The organism is Sphingobacteriaceae bacterium (genome assembly GCA_002319075.1).
GTDB lineage: Bacteria > Bacteroidota > Bacteroidia > B-17B0 > Aurantibacillaceae > Aurantibacillus.
In genome coordinates, this window is record NVQB01000001.1 from 2,574,645 (window position 1) to 2,592,520 (window position 17,876).

The 17,876-nt window shown below is 39.2% G+C and carries 11 protein-coding genes; 3 read left to right on the forward strand and 8 right to left on the reverse strand.

Translation table 11 applies throughout. From position 1 onward, the window contains the following. Positions 1-51: 51 nt before the first annotated feature. The 7 genes from CNR22_11195 to CNR22_11225 all read right to left on the reverse strand — a co-directional run bounded on the left by CNR22_11195 (position 52) and on the right by CNR22_11225 (position 14,433). On the reverse strand, positions 52-3,372 hold the full coding sequence (locus CNR22_11195) for a hypothetical protein (GenBank protein PBQ32310.1): 3,321 nt from the start codon (positions 3,370-3,372) through the stop codon (positions 52-54). Positions 3,373-3,377: 5 nt separating this feature from the next. After that, a complete protein-coding gene (locus tag CNR22_11200) occupies positions 3,378-4,871 on the reverse strand; it encodes a hypothetical protein (protein ID PBQ32311.1) in 1,494 nt (497 codons plus the stop codon). A 2-nt stretch (positions 4,872-4,873) separates the two neighbouring features. Further along, a complete protein-coding gene (locus tag CNR22_11205) occupies positions 4,874-9,211 on the reverse strand; it encodes a hypothetical protein (protein ID PBQ32312.1) in 4,338 nt (1,445 codons plus the stop codon). Between the two features lie 5 nt (positions 9,212-9,216). Further along, on the reverse strand, positions 9,217-10,341 hold the full coding sequence (locus tag CNR22_11210; GenBank protein ID PBQ32313.1) for a hypothetical protein: 1,125 nt from the start codon (positions 10,339-10,341) through the stop codon (positions 9,217-9,219). Then, positions 10,342-12,342, reverse strand: coding sequence for a hypothetical protein (locus CNR22_11215; GenBank protein ID PBQ32314.1), 2,001 nt, complete (start codon positions 12,340-12,342; stop codon positions 10,342-10,344). Between the two features lies 1 nt (position 12,343). Next, a complete protein-coding gene (locus CNR22_11220; GenBank protein PBQ32315.1) occupies positions 12,344-14,038 on the reverse strand; it encodes a hypothetical protein in 1,695 nt (564 codons plus the stop codon). A 197-nt stretch (positions 14,039-14,235) separates the two neighbouring features. After that, complete coding sequence (locus tag CNR22_11225; GenBank protein PBQ32316.1) at positions 14,236-14,433, reverse strand: hypothetical protein; 198 nt, start codon at positions 14,431-14,433, stop codon at positions 14,236-14,238. A gap of 35 nt (positions 14,434-14,468) precedes the next feature. On the opposite strand from CNR22_11225, the gene CNR22_11230 reads away from it, so the two are divergent. From CNR22_11230 to CNR22_11240, 3 genes are all read left to right on the forward strand, one after another. After that, positions 14,469-14,690 carry a hypothetical protein gene (locus tag CNR22_11230; protein PBQ32317.1) on the forward strand — a complete coding sequence of 74 codons (222 nt, stop codon included), beginning with the start codon at positions 14,469-14,471 and terminating at the stop codon, positions 14,688-14,690. A gap of 353 nt (positions 14,691-15,043) precedes the next feature. Next, positions 15,044-15,679 carry a hypothetical protein gene (locus tag CNR22_11235; GenBank protein PBQ32318.1) on the forward strand — a complete coding sequence of 212 codons (636 nt, stop codon included), beginning with the start codon at positions 15,044-15,046 and terminating at the stop codon, positions 15,677-15,679. Next, positions 15,676-16,179, forward strand: a complete 504-nt coding sequence (locus CNR22_11240; GenBank protein ID PBQ32319.1) for a GNAT family N-acetyltransferase — start codon at positions 15,676-15,678, stop codon at positions 16,177-16,179. The genes CNR22_11235 and CNR22_11240 overlap by 4 nt, the downstream gene beginning before the upstream one ends. Here CNR22_11240 and CNR22_11245 read toward each other — a convergent pair whose 3' ends face one another. Beyond that, positions 16,180-17,370 carry an aminotransferase gene (locus tag CNR22_11245; GenBank protein PBQ32320.1) on the reverse strand — a complete coding sequence of 397 codons (1,191 nt, stop codon included), beginning with the start codon at positions 17,368-17,370 and terminating at the stop codon, positions 16,180-16,182. It abuts the gene before it with no gap. Between the last annotated feature and the right edge of the window lie 506 nt (positions 17,371-17,876).

Sequence of the window (17,876 nt, forward strand, 5' to 3'; positions counted from 1 at the left end):
TTGCGATACCATATTAATTATTTTCTGGATTTACCTACCAAATTATAGAGGCTATTTATTCCTGATCAAGGTTATATATCCACTGTACTTTTTATTACTCTTCTTAAAAGTAAGAATGTAAAAGTAGGTAGCATCCGGTAGTATTTCTCCGCCCTGGTTCTTGCCTTCCCAGGTGCTATTGTACTGATCTGCTTCAAAAATCCGTTGATTCCATTGATCAAAGATGACCACTTTATTGTCAGGGTAGTATTGAATGTTTTTTATTCTCCATGTGTCGTTCATGCCGTTGTTGTCTGGGGTTACCACGTTATAGATAAAAATATCAAGATCGCTGTTTATTTTTACGGTCACTGTATCTGTTCCTTTGCAGCCATGAACGTCGGTTCCTTCCACAAAATAGGTTGTGGTGGAATCGGGGTTTGCAAAAGGATTTTTCAAAATGGGATTGTTCAGGCCACTTAATGGAAACCAATTGTAGGTAGAAGCTCCCGTGGCAGTTAAACTAATTCCCTGACCTTTATCGATGAGCGTGTCTCTGCTTGCAGTAATTTTTGGATTGGAAAAAACTTCTACTAAAAGTGATGTAGAGTCGGTACATAAATTGGCTGAGGTTACTTTTAACCAGACTTTTTTAGAAGCCGCAGTAGTATAACTATGTGAAGGAGAATTCTGGTCGGAGGTGGTCTCGTCTCCAAAACGCCAGGATGATGAATACGTTCCTGCCTGTAAAATACTTTGGTTGCTAAAAGTAATTGCCGTATTGAGACATGTGGCAGAGGCTGTAAATTTGGCAATAGGACCTTCATAAACATTCACAGTCTTTCTTGCTGTGTCTGTGCATCCGTTAGAGGACTTCCCAATAAGTGTTACCGTATACGTTCCGTCATTCAAATAATCGGAAGATGGATTCAATGCCGAAGAGGTAGAGTTATTGCCGAAGTCCCAAAGATAGCCGCTTATAATTCCAGTAGTTACAGTTGTAGCATTCGTAAAAGTTATCGGGAAACCATTACAGGCATTGGTAAAATTGAAATTGACTTTTGGTGCGTCGAAAATGGTAATGGGTTTTTCGATCGTGTCATAACAATCAGAATTACTTTTTACGATTAGCGTCACCAGATAATTTCCTGGCTGCGAATACAAAGCTGAAGGGGATTTCAGAAGACTCGTGCCTACTCCGAGGTTCCAATAATAGGATAGAGTACCACTAGGAATATTGCTAATGTTGTAATACTTCACGCTATCTGCCGTGCAAGCATTATTAACATTAAAGTCGGCATTAGGTTTAGAATATATGGCTATAGTGTTGTTAATTAGACTTACGCAACCGGAGTCTGTAAGGGCTGTGATAGTTGCTATGTATGTTCCAGAAGCTGTATAGTTGTGAGAGGTTGTGATATTTGAGCTGGAAGTTCCGTCGCCAAACGATAACAGCACAGAAACGTTAAGTGAGGTTGGAGTGATGGCAGAATTAAAATTAACCAGGTTTCCCAGGCAAGCATTATTTATAACAGAAGTAATACCGGCTTTTTCGTTCACGGTTATGGTTCCAAAAGCAGTGTCTTTGCAGTTTTGGTTGGAACTACTAATGAGACTAACGCTGTAAGTGCCTGAAACCGGATAAGTATAAGATGGTGATTGCGCTGATGAGAAATTTCCATTTCCAAAATTCCAGCTGTGACTTAAGTTGCCATTTGAAATACCGGAGGAGTTATTAAAAAAAGCTAGCGATCCTCTACAAACATTGGCAACTGTAAAAGAGCTTAGAGGTTTAGGATAAATCGTTACAAATTTGACGGTAGAATCTTTGCATCCGAAATCACTTGTTGCTTTAAGGGAAACAGAATAAGTTCCGCTGCCAGGGAAAAAATGTATAGCTGGGCTTAATGTGGAATTTGTGCTGCCATCACAGAAGTTAAAAATAAAAGTCGAAATATTACCGGAGGAAATAGTACTTGCATTTAGAAAAGTTATTTGTGTGCCATAACAGGCTGTATCACTGCTTAAAATGGCAGCCGAAGGTTGTGGATAAATTACGATGGTCTTCTTTAAAGAATCAATGCAGCCATAAGAATTAGTGGCCGTAAGTTTTAAGGTGAAAAATCCATCAGCAGAATAAACGTGTGAGGAATGATAGTTGTTCGAGCTTCCGGAATCACCAAAATTCCAGGCATAGGTATTACTACCTGAAGTTAAATTCGTAAAAGAAAGCAGAGAAGATTTGCACCCGTTTGCACTATTAAAAGTTACCGTAGGCACGGGATTTACATTTACACTAAAACTACTGCTAAGCGTAGCAGAACATAAACCATTTTGCACCTGTACCCTGTAAATATAGGGTGAAGGAATATTTGAAAAGGTTTGAACCATATTGGTATTAGAAATTACAGACCAGTTAGCACCAGCATCGGAAGAATATTCCCAGTGATTTACAGAACCAAGATTAGACAAAAGTTGCAGAGTGCCTGAATTTGTAGCTGCGCACACCTGCTGCGATCCCGTTATATTTCCGCCATTGCTGGCTTGATCAACGTGAACAGCAAACGCAGGTGACGTGGCGGCAGCACAATTTGCATTTTGAACACGCACACGGTACCACGTGTTTTGAGTAAGGTTAAGATAAGTTATAGATGTTGTGTTTGTGCTGGATGCAATAATACTGTATGGTCCACCCAAAGAAGACGCGCTTTCCCATTGTTGAACAACTCCTAAATAATTTGAAAGAGAAAGCGTTGCACTGTTAGAAGTAGCACAAACACTTTGGGTTCCACCAATGGTTCCCCCGCTGCTTGGTGAAGCGGAATTTACGGTAAGCGTATTTGTGTATACAGCCGGGCAAACACCATTTTGTATATACGCGCGAACTTGAGTAGTGGTTGTGAGAGAAGAAAGTGTTGCAAGTGTAGTATTGCTAGAAGTGATGGTATTTGTGCTAATCCAGTTGTTTGTAGTAGACTGCCAGGAAATTACGCTTCCGGTATTTCCAGCAAGTGTGGAGGTAAAAGAAGTGTTGATGCACTGTAAGGTGTTAGTTGCAATAGTTCCTGCAACTGTTTGCAAATCGCAGTTAACAAGAACAGTGTTGCTATACACAGATGGAAACCCGGTTAGTTGCACTAGCACTCGAAAATAGGAAGACTGTGTAATATTAGTATAATTGTAGGCATTTCCGTTAAAGCCTAATATCACCCAGGGACCGGTGGAATTGTTGGAAGTTTCCCACCTGATAATAGTTCCCACATTGGCCGTCAGCGTTAATACACCCTTGTTCATGCCCTGACAAACCGTAGTGTTTGAACTCAGCGTTCCGCCGGAAGATTGTGAAGATACTTTTAGAGATGCGATCAGAATTATGAAAATAAAATACCTCATGTAAATTAGTTTAAAGTTTGAAGGATCCAGGCTTCTCCTTTTGTTATTTCAATAGTTTTGGATTTTATTGTTTTTCGAACTGATTTAAGTGCGTTTAAACCATCGCTTAACTTAGTGTACTCTACTACCGTGCATACATAAATATAGTTTTTCGGATGCCCGGGAAGTTGTACAAGCTTAGTATCCAAATCCAATTCTCGCTTTATAAATTTTTGGAAGTCTTTTGAGTAGCCCGAATTTTGATATACACCCAACACGATTTTATAGTTAGCGTTCTCTGATTCTTTAAACGACTCAAAATCATTGCCTGTCTTAGCACGTATGACTTTGTATTTTGCAGCAGATTTTTTTCCGGTAGCATCCTCAGGGCTTTCTTTTTTACTGAGATAAGTTTCAATGGCCTTATTCAAATCTTCTTCGCTAACTTGTTGGTTTTTTAATAAATCTATTTCTGATTTTAAAGCGGCAAGTTTTTTGTCTAATGAATCTGTTTTTTTGGATACGGTTTCAATTTGCTGATCATGTTTATCAAGACGTTCCAATATTTCGTCGAGCTTACTTTGGCTTAGGGTTTCGGTCTTAGTTTTCGATGGCCTGTTAGAAAGATTAAAAGTGATACCTAGTTCGTGGCCTCCTTTTGTATGATTCTGGATTCCAAGGCTGTATTCGTAACTGTACATAATTCTTAACTTTTCATTGATACTGAATCCTAATGTGGCATAGGCGGCATAGTAATTGCGGTACCCCAAAGCGAAAAGAAATTTGTTTTTATAATCAAGTGTATTCACAAAATCAAACTGAACCGGTAATCCCTGAGGTGTTCTTAAAATTAATTGGGGAATATAAAACCAGGTTGCGGGCTTTAGGATAAAGGTGTTTTGCAAAGCAAGAATAAACTGAGAAACAGATTTGTATTGGAGTTCTTTATTGAAGACGGGTTCTTTGTAGATATAGTTTTGTTGCAGCAGTTGTTTAGCCGCAAGGCTCACTAGTAATTTTTTAAATGAATATACCAATCCGAATGCAGCATCAGGAATAGTAACGGCTTGCTGCGATGGCCATTGGGAAAACTCTGCAGGCGCATCTGCTTTCATTTTTGAGAAGTCACTATTCAGCCTTTGGAATCCAGCCGAGATACCAAAAAAAAGTGCGCTTTCTTTATTCAAATTTATTCGATAGCGAAAAGCACCGGATAGATAAGTCTTAGAAAAGATACCGGCTTTTTCGTTAATGATATTTAAACCTAGTCCGGCCTTATTTTTAGAAGTGGCGCCATCAATCGTGAGTTGAAGAATTTCAGGACTCTCTGTAATTCCCAACCAATTTTTTTTATAGTGACAATGCGCTGTGGCGTCCGCATTTAAACCAATTGCTGCTGGATTAAGCGCAAAAGGATTATAGGCCGACTGATTTAGTAAAATGGTTTGCTGCGCTGAACTGCATTTGAAGCAGACGATGCCAACCAAAACAAAAAACGGTTTTTTAAATTCAGATAGCATTTTTAATTTGTTTTGATGAATTTGAGAGTTTTATTAATGTCTCCTTTTAGACTATGACTTTGGAAATGTAAAAAGTAAAGACCGTTTTTGAATTCGCAGGTGTTTATCACTGAAAAATTTGTAATGGAATTTTCGGCACTGTTCTCTAAGAGTAGTTTTCCTGTGAGATCATAAACTTTCATTTCGATGTTTGCATAATCATTTAGTTCAAAAGAAATGTTCAAGTAGCTATTTGAAGGATTTGGAAAAGCCATGAGGGAAAGGAGTTCCAGCTTGCGGACGGGTCTTTGAATTTGAATCGGTGATTGTTTAAACAAAACACTTAGTTGTTTAGTTATTTTATCGCTGCAAAAACCATTACTTACTTCAAGTGTCACGCTAAAGTCCTGTGGAAGAACATAGGTGTGAACAGGACTTAAGTCTGTACTTGTGAGGCCGTCACCAAAAGTCCACAGTTGATGGATGGGTGTTGGATTACTGAGGTTGACAAACTTCACCGGTTTGTTTATGGTATCAAGAGTCGATGCTAGAAACGATGCTTGAATTGTATTGCTAGTAGAAATAATTAAAACGGAATCGCTGGCACTACATCCAGAGGCACTTACATTTGCCCAATACATGCCGGGCTTAGTGATTATCAGTGAAGGGCTAGTGGCAGACAAACCTAAAGAAGACCCCCAGGTTATAACCCCTGTATTAGTGAGTTGCAGGTCTACGGTATTAGTTCCGCAGAGATACCGTATGTCATTGCCGAGTTCAACTATTGGAGCACCTATGAGCGTTACAGAAATATAGTCAGACGAAGAGCAGCCGTTAGTGCTTGTAACTGATACGCCATAGACACCGCTGCTTGTAACGGCAATGGTTTGGGTGGTTTGTGAACTAAGCCAACTATAAGATGAGCCAGTATTTCCAGCGTCTAAAGAGAAACTCAGATTATTACACAAAGTCGTGTCGTTGCCTAGTGAAACTGTCATCAGCGTATGAATAGTAACAGTTATTGAATCGTTTTGCGAACAGGCGTTGGTTGTATTTGTTACCGTGATCCAGTATAGTCCGCTACTGGTAAGATTTATGATTTGATTTGCAGAGCCATTGCTCCATGAATAAGAACAGCCAAAGTTTTGCGCATCTAATAAAGTTGTTCCGCAGGCAGATTTGTCTGGGCCCAATTCTATCTGCGGTGTGTTTAAGAAATTAATTTGAATTGTATCTCTCGCTTTGCATCCATTGGTGGCTGATGCTTCCAGCCAATAGCTTCCGCCTGATGAGATTGTAATGATTGATGTCGTTAAGCCAGTACTCCATAAAAAGCTGGAAGCATTTGAATTTGCAGATAGACTAAAACCATATTTTGGTTTGCAAATTTGCACGTTATTGCCAAGATTCACGGTCGGTGGTGCATTTAATACAATAGCAATGCTATCAGTTCCTACGCAACCATTCTGGTCCGTTACCTGAACACTATATATACCGCTTGAACTTGCGAGAACAGTTTGAGTTGTAGCGCCTGTGTTCCATGCATAAGAACTTCCGGCATAACCCGCATTCAAAACAAGGGCGCCACAGACAGTTGTATCATTTCCAAGATCGGGATTTACCAAAGCATTTAGTGTAACCATCACGGTTTCGGTGCTGACACAATTATCTGTGTTGGTAACAGTCACGTTATAAAATCCGCTTGTCAGAACTTGCAGTGTTTGAGTGGTAAGATTTCCAGGTAGCCAAAAAAAAGTAGCGCCCGAGTTATTTGCGTTAAGTGTGTAAGAACTGCCGCATGTAGTTATATTGCCGCCCAGTGAAATTTGCGGAGCTGGAACTATGGAAGTAACAAGGGCTGATGTGTCGCTACAACCCCAGGTATTAAAAGCAATAAGCTGTGTGGTATAAGTTCCGGTGGAGGGATAGGTATAATTTTGACTATGGGCACTTGTTGTAGTGGTCACAACAGTGTTTCCATAATTCCAGATATAATAGAGATTTTGGCCAGATGAAGTAGACACAAAGTTTGACGCTGATCCAAAACACGCATTACTAACCTGGTACTGTGCCGTAGGCTGCGGTCGAGCTATAACAGGTAAAGTGAAACTATTCACGCAGCCGGAATCTGATTGTGCACTTAAGGTAATCGTGTAAATTCCTGCACTTGTATAATTTACTACTGCATTTGTACCTGAAAAGGATGAGTTGCCAAAATTCCAGCTATACGACAAGATATTTCCTGAACTAAGAGTGGAGGTATTTGTGAGGTAAATAAAGTTATTGATGCAGACACTCGTGTTCGTAGTAACGAATGAAGTAGCCGGTTTAGGATGAATGTATACGTATGAACTTGTAGAGTCGGGACAGCCCTGTGGATTTGTCACCTTAAGTTTAACGGTATAAAGACCAGAACTTGTGTAAACCTTTTTTGGTACAGCTAACGTAGACTGAGTTGCATCTCCGAAAGACCAGGTGTAACTGCAGCTGCCAGTGTTGCAGGCAGAAGTGTTTGCGAAATAAACTGTATCATTTAAACAGGAATTGTTTTTTGTGAAGTGAGTTTGGTTGGCAGGAAAGATTACAATGGCCTTAACAACAGAATCTTTGCAGCCAAAGCTTGTAGTTGCTAAAAGTTTAACGGTGTAAGATCCGCTTGCCGAATATGTTTGTGAGGGAGAATTTAAAGTACTTGTATTTAATGGCCCCTGACCCAACCACCAAAAAGAACCCGAAATAGCCATTGATGTATGATTACTCACCGAAATGTTTGAAAAGGATACAAGTCCGCTTGAACAATTTAAGCTCTGCGTAAAAGCAGGAGTAGGCAGAGGATAAACAATAACATTTGTAGAAGATGACGTTGCGGAACATCCAAAATTGGACGTAGCTGTTAATTGAAAACTGTATAAGCCCGAAGCATTAAATTTCTTTCTGAATAATTTTTGAGGGGTAGAGCTGGCGCTACCATCACTAAATAACCAAGAGTTTGTGGTGGTGCCTGAGATTATTTTAACAGTATCCTTTATCGTTATAGAATCACCGATGCAGGAATTCAAATGATTGAGGTATGTAATTTGTGGATAAGGCGCTTGCGGCGCAATAACTATACTATCTTTTGTTTCACAACCGCTGGCGTCCATTAAAGTGACCACGAACTTTTGATAGCCGTTTGTTGGATTCACCGTGTGAGTTTGGGTATATAAAACGGGACTTGTATTCCATTGCCATCTTAGAGTTGTGTTTTGTATGGAAGAATTATTTCCGGCATCTAAAGTAGCCGTTGTTCCGGCGCAGATATGAAGTGTGTCAAGCGTCAAAGCAGACACCGGAGGGTTAGGACAATCAGGATCTGCAACAGTGATTCGGAACGCTTTCCCAAGGATATTGATGTGCGGATGATTCAGGTCAGATAGATTTGCACTCATCCCTCCATTGTTTACCGGGCCAATCGGAGTTACTAAAGTGTTTTGAATTGTGGAAAAAAGAGGCGACCAATTTTGGTCCTGATTTAAAGAGACAAAAAGTCTAAGTTGCTGTAAGTGAAAATAGGATGCTGGAAAATAACTTGTGTCATTTGCTAAATAATTGACAGTGATGGTATTGTTTACAAGCGAATGGCCCGGCGAATAGATGTCAAAATACCTTTGTATACTGCCTTTACCTGCATTTACCTGAGGTAAAAAGCCTCTGTAAACACTGAAAGGAGAGCTAATATTTACAGGTCCGGATATTGAAATTCCCATGTTGGCAGCAAGAGCATTTACTGAAGTATTATAAATGGATTTGTAAATAACCAGCCCGGTATCGGTAATGGAGTTTGCAAAAAACTGGGACCCATTCCTTTCATTTTTTATAAAAGGATGATTAATTACTGAGGGTGCGCCAACGGGATCTATGAGATTCCATTTAAACCCGTTCATTAATACCAGGCCCGTTTTAAAATTTAAAGTGTCTGAACAATTTATATTGGTGCTTAGGGTTAACACTCCGGAGCCTTTATCCAGCTCTACTTCCCAAAACTTTGGTTCAACGTTTCCTCCAATAACAGCAAATGCTCCAAAAGGATTTGTTAGCGAATTTGTGAAAATGATCCTGGCCTTTTTTGCGTTGCCTGGTCCTGGAGCTGCTGTAAATTTTAGAAGGTCGTTATTAATAAGACTTCCGGACAGATACAGTGGACCATTAAAACGCACATATTTAGTTGGATCACATTTTAGGTTTTGGAAATCGCCATCCACGCTTATAAAAGATGTAGAATCTACACGCAAGGAAGCATCCGATCCATTAATGAATAAACCTCTCTGTCCCCAGGCAGAACCATGAATTACTAAAAGAAGATATATCAGAAATCTTTTCAAATTTTTTAGGGAAGTTTTATGATGTAAGCCAGCACATAATAGGGTGGTCGATTTTCGTGCATAGTATTGTTTAGACCAGAGCTGGTACCATCCCCTGAATTTCCACCCAGCGTATGATTGTGAGATTTTATATTTACGATGCTATTCGAAATAGCACCTCCACCGCCATTCGCAAGGGGACCTCCACTCTGAAACCCTGAAATATCGTCCTGAATAGAAGTGTTAGTTATACTTGACGTACTTCCATCCGTTCCATTTTGAAGAGCATGCTGGTGTTTGGGTAATTCCGCGATGACTAAAGTATGACCATTTTCACCGCCAGTATTTCCTATTGTTCCGTAGTTGATTACTGTTCCAGTATTGGGCGCTACGGCAGGCGTTGTGCCCGCCCGACCATAAACCAAATGTTGCCCTCCAGCGTTTGTGGTGCCTGCAAAATTGTCTACCCCTACAATAAATCTACCTCTAAGATCAGGAGTCAGTAATCCATTATAGGTTCCGCCATCACAAAGACCCCATCCAAGCGGTACTACAGTCCCACTCCACATAACAATAATTCCTGTAGGAACTAATGCATTTGAAGCAAAGCCCGGAATACTTAGCGTGCCTGTGATATTTGCATTTCCAGTCACATTGATATTTCCACCTGCGCTTATGTTTCCGGATACGGTTGTATTCCCAATGACATCCAATGCTTGAGAAGGATTTTGTTTGTTGATTCCCATGGAAAAGGTAGTTGAAACGGCTGGTGTTGTTATTATACCGGAAGGACTTGTTGAAGACCCACCCGCAGCTAGTGCTAATGGGCTCATGGATATCCATTTGCTCTGAGATCCATGATAATAATAGTGCATGTGATGGTCTTTATCGTATACTACTAATCCATCGGCAGCTGTATTTGTGCCTGAGCTTATGCTAACTCTTTGTACTGTTGTCATAGTGGGAGTTAGCAATCCTTTAGCCATGCCTGCAGGAGATTCAATCTGCATGGCTGCCGAAGAATGTGGTGTGAGAATATTGACGCCGACCTGCGCGTAGTTCTTAGTTAACATAAAAAAAAAGAGGACAAGCAAAATGTGTTCGCCCCTTTTTCTTTTCTTATTTTTTGGGTAAGTAGCTTCCATTATCATCTATTTTATAAAAAGTGTAATTTTTTCGGATTTAAAAACGTCGCCGTTGCGGTTATAAACTCTCAGTTGGTAGGTGTAATTTTTACCTAACTCTATGTCTTTGTCAGAATGAGACATTTCATCGAGCAGCCCTGTAACTGCAGACATTCCAGTTTCTCCTGTTTTAAGTTTGTAAATAACAGAACCTTTCACATGTGCTTCGTTCCTGAGTTTCCATTTAATAATAACTTGTTTCTGTCGTACACTATAATTCACTTTGAAATCGGAAATGCGTAATTGATCATCGTCTTCTTCTAATCTTAACTTGAATTTAAGATGATTGGAATTTTTGGATTTGTTGCCGGAACTATCCTGAGCTTCGATGTAATATTCATAGACACCGGTATCTTCTGCATTTCGGTCTGTAAAACGAAAAATTACTCTGTCTAAAAGCTTCGCATTTAATTTTTTGTAAGAAGAGGATGAGTCGTTGAGATATTTTCTATAAATAGAATAACCGGCAAGATCAGGTTCGGCATTCGGAATCCATTCAACGATAATTTGTTTCTTCTCATTAAGAGAAACTGTTTTTAAAAAAGGCAGACCCGGTGAAGTAACGTCCGGCATGCTGGCAATTGCGAAATCGGAATAGGCGCTACGGTTTAAACTTTTATCTACTGCCACAACTTTGTAAAGAAATTTGTTTTTAATTTTTTTGGCTAAAACATCGGTATAAGTATTTGAACTAAGTGGATCGGGAGTAATCTTCACGTAAGTATCCTCCGTATTTATATTTATGGTCCTGTAAACAAGATATCCTTTCAAATCTTTCTCCTGGTTCTTATTCCAATTTAAAACGATTCGACCCGAATCAGATTCTATGGTGAGGTTTTCTGGTTTTTGCGGAGGTTCATTGTCATATACTTCTATGTGAAAAGGATTGGATACAGTTTCGTTACTGTCTCTGTCTATACAAGAGACTGCGTACATGTATGAACCGAATTGCTGCACATGATCTATAAAGACAGAGTCTTCTAGGGCTACCGGTTGTTTGTTGAGCTTAATAAAGTCTGTATCGTTTTGTGTTGTTCGATAAATGTTAAAACCAAGAAGATCTTCCTCTTTATTTTTCTTTTTCCATTTGATAAAAACATTTTTACCATCCAAAGAATTGTAAATGCTGTCAGGTGACTTTGGCGGGTCGAGATCTTTCAGAAAAACAATTATAGGTTTGGATAAAATAGATGCACTTCCAAAAAAGTCGATGGCTTGTAATTGATAATAATATTTAGTGTGAGGTTTTAATTTTCCATCTACAAAAAATTCTTCGCCGTAAACCTCTTCATTGTTTTTATTTTTTATTTTGGAAAGAATGATTGGCTCTTTTGTTATTTGACGAAAGGTGCCTGTATCATTGATCTTTCGATATACGTTAACACCGAAATAGGCGTCAGGTTCGGGCGTCCATTTAAAAGAAACTTTTTTGTTCCCGGTTTTTGTGATGACGTTTTGAGGAGCATCAATAGGCACATATTTATCTGTTTTCAGCTTTTTAGAGATGCCAATTTCCGTTTCTCCGGAAGCAGTGTGAGAAGTTACTTTGTATTCATATTCTTTTCCTTTTATTGCCGTTATGTCGTCGTAACGTATACCCAGATAGTTAGAAAAGGCATCGCTTTTAAATGATTTTACAAGTACAGCCAATAAAGCCAGATCTTTTATATTCGCTTGAGATGCGGCGAGTTCCAGGTAACTTTTAAGTTCTTTGTCTTGTCGCAATTCTTCTTCTGAAACTTCGTAAGATTTGTACAAGACAGGTTGAGCATTTATTTTGTCCCAGTTTGTCGCTGTAATTTCCTTACGGTAAATAGTATATCCCATGCTATTTATTATCGAAGGACAGTACCATTTTATCTGCACCACGTTTTGGTTGTTCGGACTAACGCGGCACAGCACGGTATTTTGACTCCAGGTTTGGAAACAAACAAAAATCAAAACGGCGTGTATCACTAATCTCTTCATTTTACTTTGCCCTTTTTTTTAACGTGACACCAAAATTATAGACGTAAGAAAGTGAAGCCCTCATCTCACTGAATTGTTGAGCAGTTTGTTTTACCGCGTTTTTTTTGAGGTAAGAGTAATTTGCTTTTAAGGATTGACATTTATCGAGAGTAAAACTAAAATTGAAGGCATAGGTTTGATTTTTGTTTAAGATCTCGCCATCGATAAAGGTATTTTGGAAACCTGCATTTAGCTGGAGACGGATTTTGTTTTTGAATAAAGATTTTTGAATTCCGAAATTCGGACCATACCCTTCATTCACTCCCTGACCTTGGCTTGTTGCTTTATTGTATAGTCCTGCTACTGTTAAACCGAAACCCAAGTCAATTAAATTGGCCGTATAAGAGAACGTTTCGTTAAAAAAAGTAGTAAGGCCCTGCTTATTTCCACCGGATTCCTGGTAGGTAGCGCTGTTGCTTAAAGTGTGTTTAATTTTCTTTTTACCAAAAGCATAACTTGCATTTAATCCTTCGTTTTGCGTTAGCTGAACGAATTTTATGGAGTCTGTAAAAACATCTCTTACAGGTAGGGTATTTGAACTAAAATTAGAATAGTTTGCACTAAGATTGAGATTGGAAGTAATATTGCAGGAAACGTTCAGAGAACCAATGATTCTTTGTGAAGTCATCACCTGAATTTTATCAAGGTTGTTCTTTTGAACTCCCGAAGCTGCGCTGATGGAGATCTTGTTTTTTAATAGACTAAAATTTGTATTCAATGAGAATTCTTCAATGTCATTGGTAAGAAAAATAGCACCAAGTGTTTTGTAATCTGGATCAATACGTTTGTATTTAAATCCTAGAAGGTATTTACCAGGTGTAAAATCAATACCGGCGGTTATGGCTTTATCGTAATGTGAAGATGTGCGTGGTGAATAGATTTGATTAATGTAAGTGAACCGCTCTATTTTGTATAGTTCGTCGAAAAGATTTTTTGTATAAAGGCTGTAGGCCAGATGTCCATTAACACTAATAAATTTGGTTATTTTTTGTTTGGTCCCTAACGCAAAGATCTGGTTTTCCTGTGGCGTAACGTTTAGAGACGTATCGAAGGCTAAAGAATGGATATTGTCTTGTATTTTTAAGAAGATAAATTCTCCATAATTATTTTCGGAACCTACTTTTATTTTTCCACCGCCACCCCAGCGCTCGTAAGCAGGCATACTCACAACAATTCCGTCTACGCCCCCTTTTGGAATAGCTTTCTCGAAACGCCCGTAAAAACCCGCACCACTCACCAAATATTTTTTAGGTTTAACTTCCAACCCTCCTCCTAAAAACATAGCACCTGACAAAGTGTATTCTGAAAATTCAAGAGATCTGAATCCAGCGTGAACAGTAATCCAGCGGTACTGAGGGCTGATTCCGAATTGATTGAACGGTTGACTAAACTTATCCAAACCTGACGAGTAATTTTTGTCCTGCTGGGTTATTACGGCGGTAAAAGGCACATTTACCTTATTAAAAAGTGTGAGATTAAGATTTGCATTTAGGGTCCAGTAAAAAGGATCGCGGCGTGGCGCAATGCCATCGGCTTTGTAAAAAACCATATTTGCCGCTATAGAACCAGTGACAGATAATGGAACTTCATTGGGAATGTTTTTTACATTTCGCAATGTCTGTTCCACATCCTGAGCAAAACCTTTATTGAGTATCATAAAGAGTGAAATCGGTATTGTAATTCTATAAATCAACGGGCCTAAATTAAATTAAAAACCCTGGTATGCTGAGTACGAAGGCCCATTAAGAGCGTTAATTAAGACGGAGAGTTAGCACCTGACAACAAGGGAAATGAAACTGTCGATGAACAAAAAATATTTTAACGGATTTATTTTGCAACCTGGAAAGACTTTTTTTAAACAGATATTAGAATGGGATTAGAAGGCGGTAAGGGCCGTAAAAACTGACTTTTTGTACTTTGTTGACGTGTGGATAAAAAATTTGCTAAGTCTGGCGTTGCTTTTGCGGTAAACAGATATACCTCAGTACTTACAGTTATGTACAAAAGTTCAGCTTTGTCTACAGAAAAAATTGTATCTTTTGCCCATCCCAAATAATTTTTGATAGATAAATTTTAATTTTTTTAGAATGATAGCATTAACTACCAAAGAAACTAAGATCTTAAAAATGGTTTGCGACGATAAAAGTAACATGGAGATCGCTACCAAATTAAAAGTAAGCCTCAGGTATACCGAGAAACTAAAAACAAAACTCTACGCAAAAACCAAAACCAGCTCCAATGTGGGCCTTTTAAAATGGGCAGTGATAAATAAACTCTACGTTATCAAAAAAAAGCAGAAAGCTAAGTAGTGTAGTTTGTAAATGGGGAATTCAATCGAATAAAGTTCAACACTTATTCCCTTATTATACTCACTTATTCTGTTGTGATTTTAACAAACGGTTAAAGTACATGGCACGTCCTGCAAACAGAGTTTTAAGGTCTGTCAAACGGCACTGCACAGTCAAAAATCAGCAAGCTCTGAAAGAGCGGTGCTTAAAGCCATCAGCTCTAAATACAGCCATTATCTAAACCTGCAATTAAGGCAGAGCTATGGGCAGTACTTCCGGGTTTTAAGCACTCTTTCACCAGTGGTATAGGTGAGTTATAAAATTTTGAATACATTTGAGTTGTACTCTGTATATCACACACAAACAACTACAACATGAGTTCAACCCAAATTATTTTTACAGACAATGTAGAAAGATACAGGACGTCTGTACTCCAGGATTTAAAAAAATTCAACATTACCTGCATAGGTGAGGCATCTAACGGATTGGAGCTTTTACGCCTGCTTAAAGACAAGCGTCCCGATGTTGTGCTGCTCGATCTTCAAATGCCCGTGATGAATGGAAGTGAGACATTAAACAAGATAGCCGAAGAATTTCCTTACACCAATGTAATAATACTCAGCATGTACTACGAACCCCTGTTGGTGGAAGATTTTATAAGAAGAGGAGCGAAGGGATACATTGCAAAAGAGGAACTTCTGGATATCAGGATTCTTTCAGAAGCCATTGAAACGGTAAAAAACGGGGGAATATTTATTTATCCAAAGTCTGCCGCATTAGACGAAAAGGCTATAAAGTACACGCAAAAGCAAAAGGAGATAACGCCCTTTATGTGCCAGGGATTTACCAATGAACAGATTGCCGCGGAGATGAATGTGAGTGTGCGTGCGGTAGAAAAACTCAGGAGTAAAATATATGTAAAGGTTGAAGGAGAAAAAGCCATTGACTTTTATCGCTATGCCTTTTCTAAAGGATTGCAGTTTTTAAAAGTAATACGCAGAAGTAAATGAAGGAACCTATTTACAGGAGAGCAGTCCTATCTGACATACCACAGCTTTGCGCCTTAGGCCTCGCATCCTACGGGCAGTTTAAGCAAACGCTGGGCGAAGAGTGGAAAAAAATGGAGGCCGGGATCGGCAATTCACAAACCTATACCAAACTTTTAGAAGTAGGGGTAGGCTTTGTCTGCGAACAAAATGATAAACTTCTGGGTATGGCATTTTTGGTGCCGAGAAATAATCCTGTGGGATTTTTTGAAGCAGGCTGGTCGTATATTCGGTTGGTTGGTGTGCTGCCAGAGCACGGTGGCCAGGGCATAGGCAAAGAACTTACAAAACTTTGTATTAAGCAGGCCAAAGAGAGTGGCGAAGAAATTATTGCCCTGCATACCTCTGAGTTTCAGAATGCTGCGCGGCACATTTATGAAACTATAGGATTTACAAAATTAAAAGAGATCGATAAACTCTTCAATAAACGGTATTGGATCTATACTTTAAATTTAAAGGCCTGACTAGTTGCCTGCGTGTTCGCTAACTTCAATAAAATCGGTAACCTCAATAACTTCTTTTAGTGCCATATACAAATGGTCGAGGTCGGCCTGAGAGTTAAAGCCATTGATAGAGTAGCGCAGGTAACATTTTTCGCGGTGACGCATTACCGGAATTTCGATAGCGTATGTTTGAAATAAGTAGCGCTGTAATCTTTCTGCGCTTAAAGGTTTTATAGGTATACTAAGCATTTGTACCAGGAATTCGTCATTAACCGGACATAAAGGTTTAGAGCCTAAAAGATCACAGAAGCGTAAAGCATTTTTCTGTACTAACGCCCTGCAGTTTGACGCAACCTCGTCCCAATTGTTTTCCTTCATAAACTGTAATGCTTTTGGAACAGTTAAGAAAGAAGAATATTCGCGCGTGCCCTGCATCTGGTGGTAGTCGAGAAATTGTGAAGCAGAAGGAAATTCGGCCTCGTAGCCCCAGCTAACCACCAAAGGATCGAAGAGGTGTTGCAGTGCTTTTGTAACATATAAAAAAGAACAGCCTTTCGGTGTCAACATCCATTTGTGGCAGGCGCCTGTATAAATGTCTGCTTTTAGTTCTGCAAGGTTTAATGGAATTTGTCCGGGTGCATGTGCACCATCTACTATAGTAATCAGTCCTTTTTCTTTAGCTATTTCGCAAATTTCTTTTACCGGTAATAGTAAAGCTGTAGAGCTGGTAATATGGCTTATAAATATGGCTTTTGTTTTTGGAGTGAGGCCTTTAAAAAAGTTTTCAATAAAAGCTTCTTTTGTAGTTAAGGGTAAAGTTATGGCTTGCTGAATATACTTTGCGCCGGCTTTCCTGGTATAGTAGCTCCAGGTGCGGTCGAGCGCGCCATATTCAAGGTCTGTACTTAATACTTCATCGCCGGCATTTAATTTTAAACTCTTCGCTATAATATTCAGCGCATACGAAGGATTGGTTACAAAAACCAGGTCGTCTGCAGCACAACCAACGTAGGCACCCAAAGCTTCTCGCGATTCTTTCAAATACTTCAGGCTGTTAACCGTAATAAACTGCACGGGCTCATATTCAAGCTCCATTTGAAATTTCTGGTAGTCCTCAAAAATTTCTTTCGGACAAGCGCCGAAAGATCCGAAATTGAGATAAGTGACTTCAGGATTAAGAAGAAATTTATCTTTTAGGTTAAGCGTTGACATTCTTAAAAAATCTACTGTAGGTGGTTAAAACAAAAATATAAATTTAAATTGTGAAACAGTCTTAAAGTCCAAAAGAGTTCATATCTGAGTGGTTTTTGTTGATTATTGAGGCCGATCCTCAACTCCTGTTTACTTAACCTGTAACAGGCTCAAAAACGTCTGAAGTCTTTACCCTGCCCGGGTTAACACGTAGTGGCTCGCAGTTGCAGGAGCAGAAGTGTGTCACCGGGCAGGATAAGAGCTCCTGGATTGTATAACCTTCGTTAAACAAACTAGTGTTTAACCTGGCAGAAAAAAATAGCATCGCGCCGATGTTAAGGCCAGCACCTTAATCAATCATATCAAAAAAACACGAAATGCCGGCACCCGCAGGTTGCATGCTATACATGTGTTTTACATTTTTAAAAATGTTGCTTACGACTATAGCTGTTGTAAAAAGAATAGCAGCTAAAATAAAGGTGTGTACCAATGATTTAAAAGTTAAAGATTTCATTTGCGTTTGTTTT

Bases quoted from the DNA above. Each gene is read 5' to 3' on its own strand.
- CNR22_11195 (PBQ32310.1), bottom strand. From the start codon at position 3,372: ATGAGGTATTTTATTTTCATAATTCTGATCGCATCTCTAAAAGTATCT.
- CNR22_11200 (PBQ32311.1), bottom strand. From the start codon at position 4,871: ATGCTATCTGAATTTAAAAAACCGTTTTTTGTTTTGGTTGGCATCGTC.
- CNR22_11210 (PBQ32313.1), bottom strand. From the start codon at position 10,341: ATGATAATGGAAGCTACTTACCCAAAAAATAAGAAAAGAAAAAGGGGC.
- CNR22_11215 (PBQ32314.1), bottom strand. From the start codon at position 12,342: ATGAAGAGATTAGTGATACACGCCGTTTTGATTTTTGTTTGTTTCCAA.
- CNR22_11220 (PBQ32315.1), bottom strand. From the start codon at position 14,038: ATGATACTCAATAAAGGTTTTGCTCAGGATGTGGAACAGACATTGCGA.
- CNR22_11230 (PBQ32317.1), top strand. From the start codon at position 14,469: ATGATAGCATTAACTACCAAAGAAACTAAGATCTTAAAAATGGTTTGC.
- CNR22_11235 (PBQ32318.1), top strand. From the start codon at position 15,044: ATGAGTTCAACCCAAATTATTTTTACAGACAATGTAGAAAGATACAGG.
- CNR22_11240 (PBQ32319.1), top strand. From the start codon at position 15,676: ATGAAGGAACCTATTTACAGGAGAGCAGTCCTATCTGACATACCACAG.
- CNR22_11245 (PBQ32320.1), bottom strand. From the start codon at position 17,370: ATGTCAACGCTTAACCTAAAAGATAAATTTCTTCTTAATCCTGAAGTC.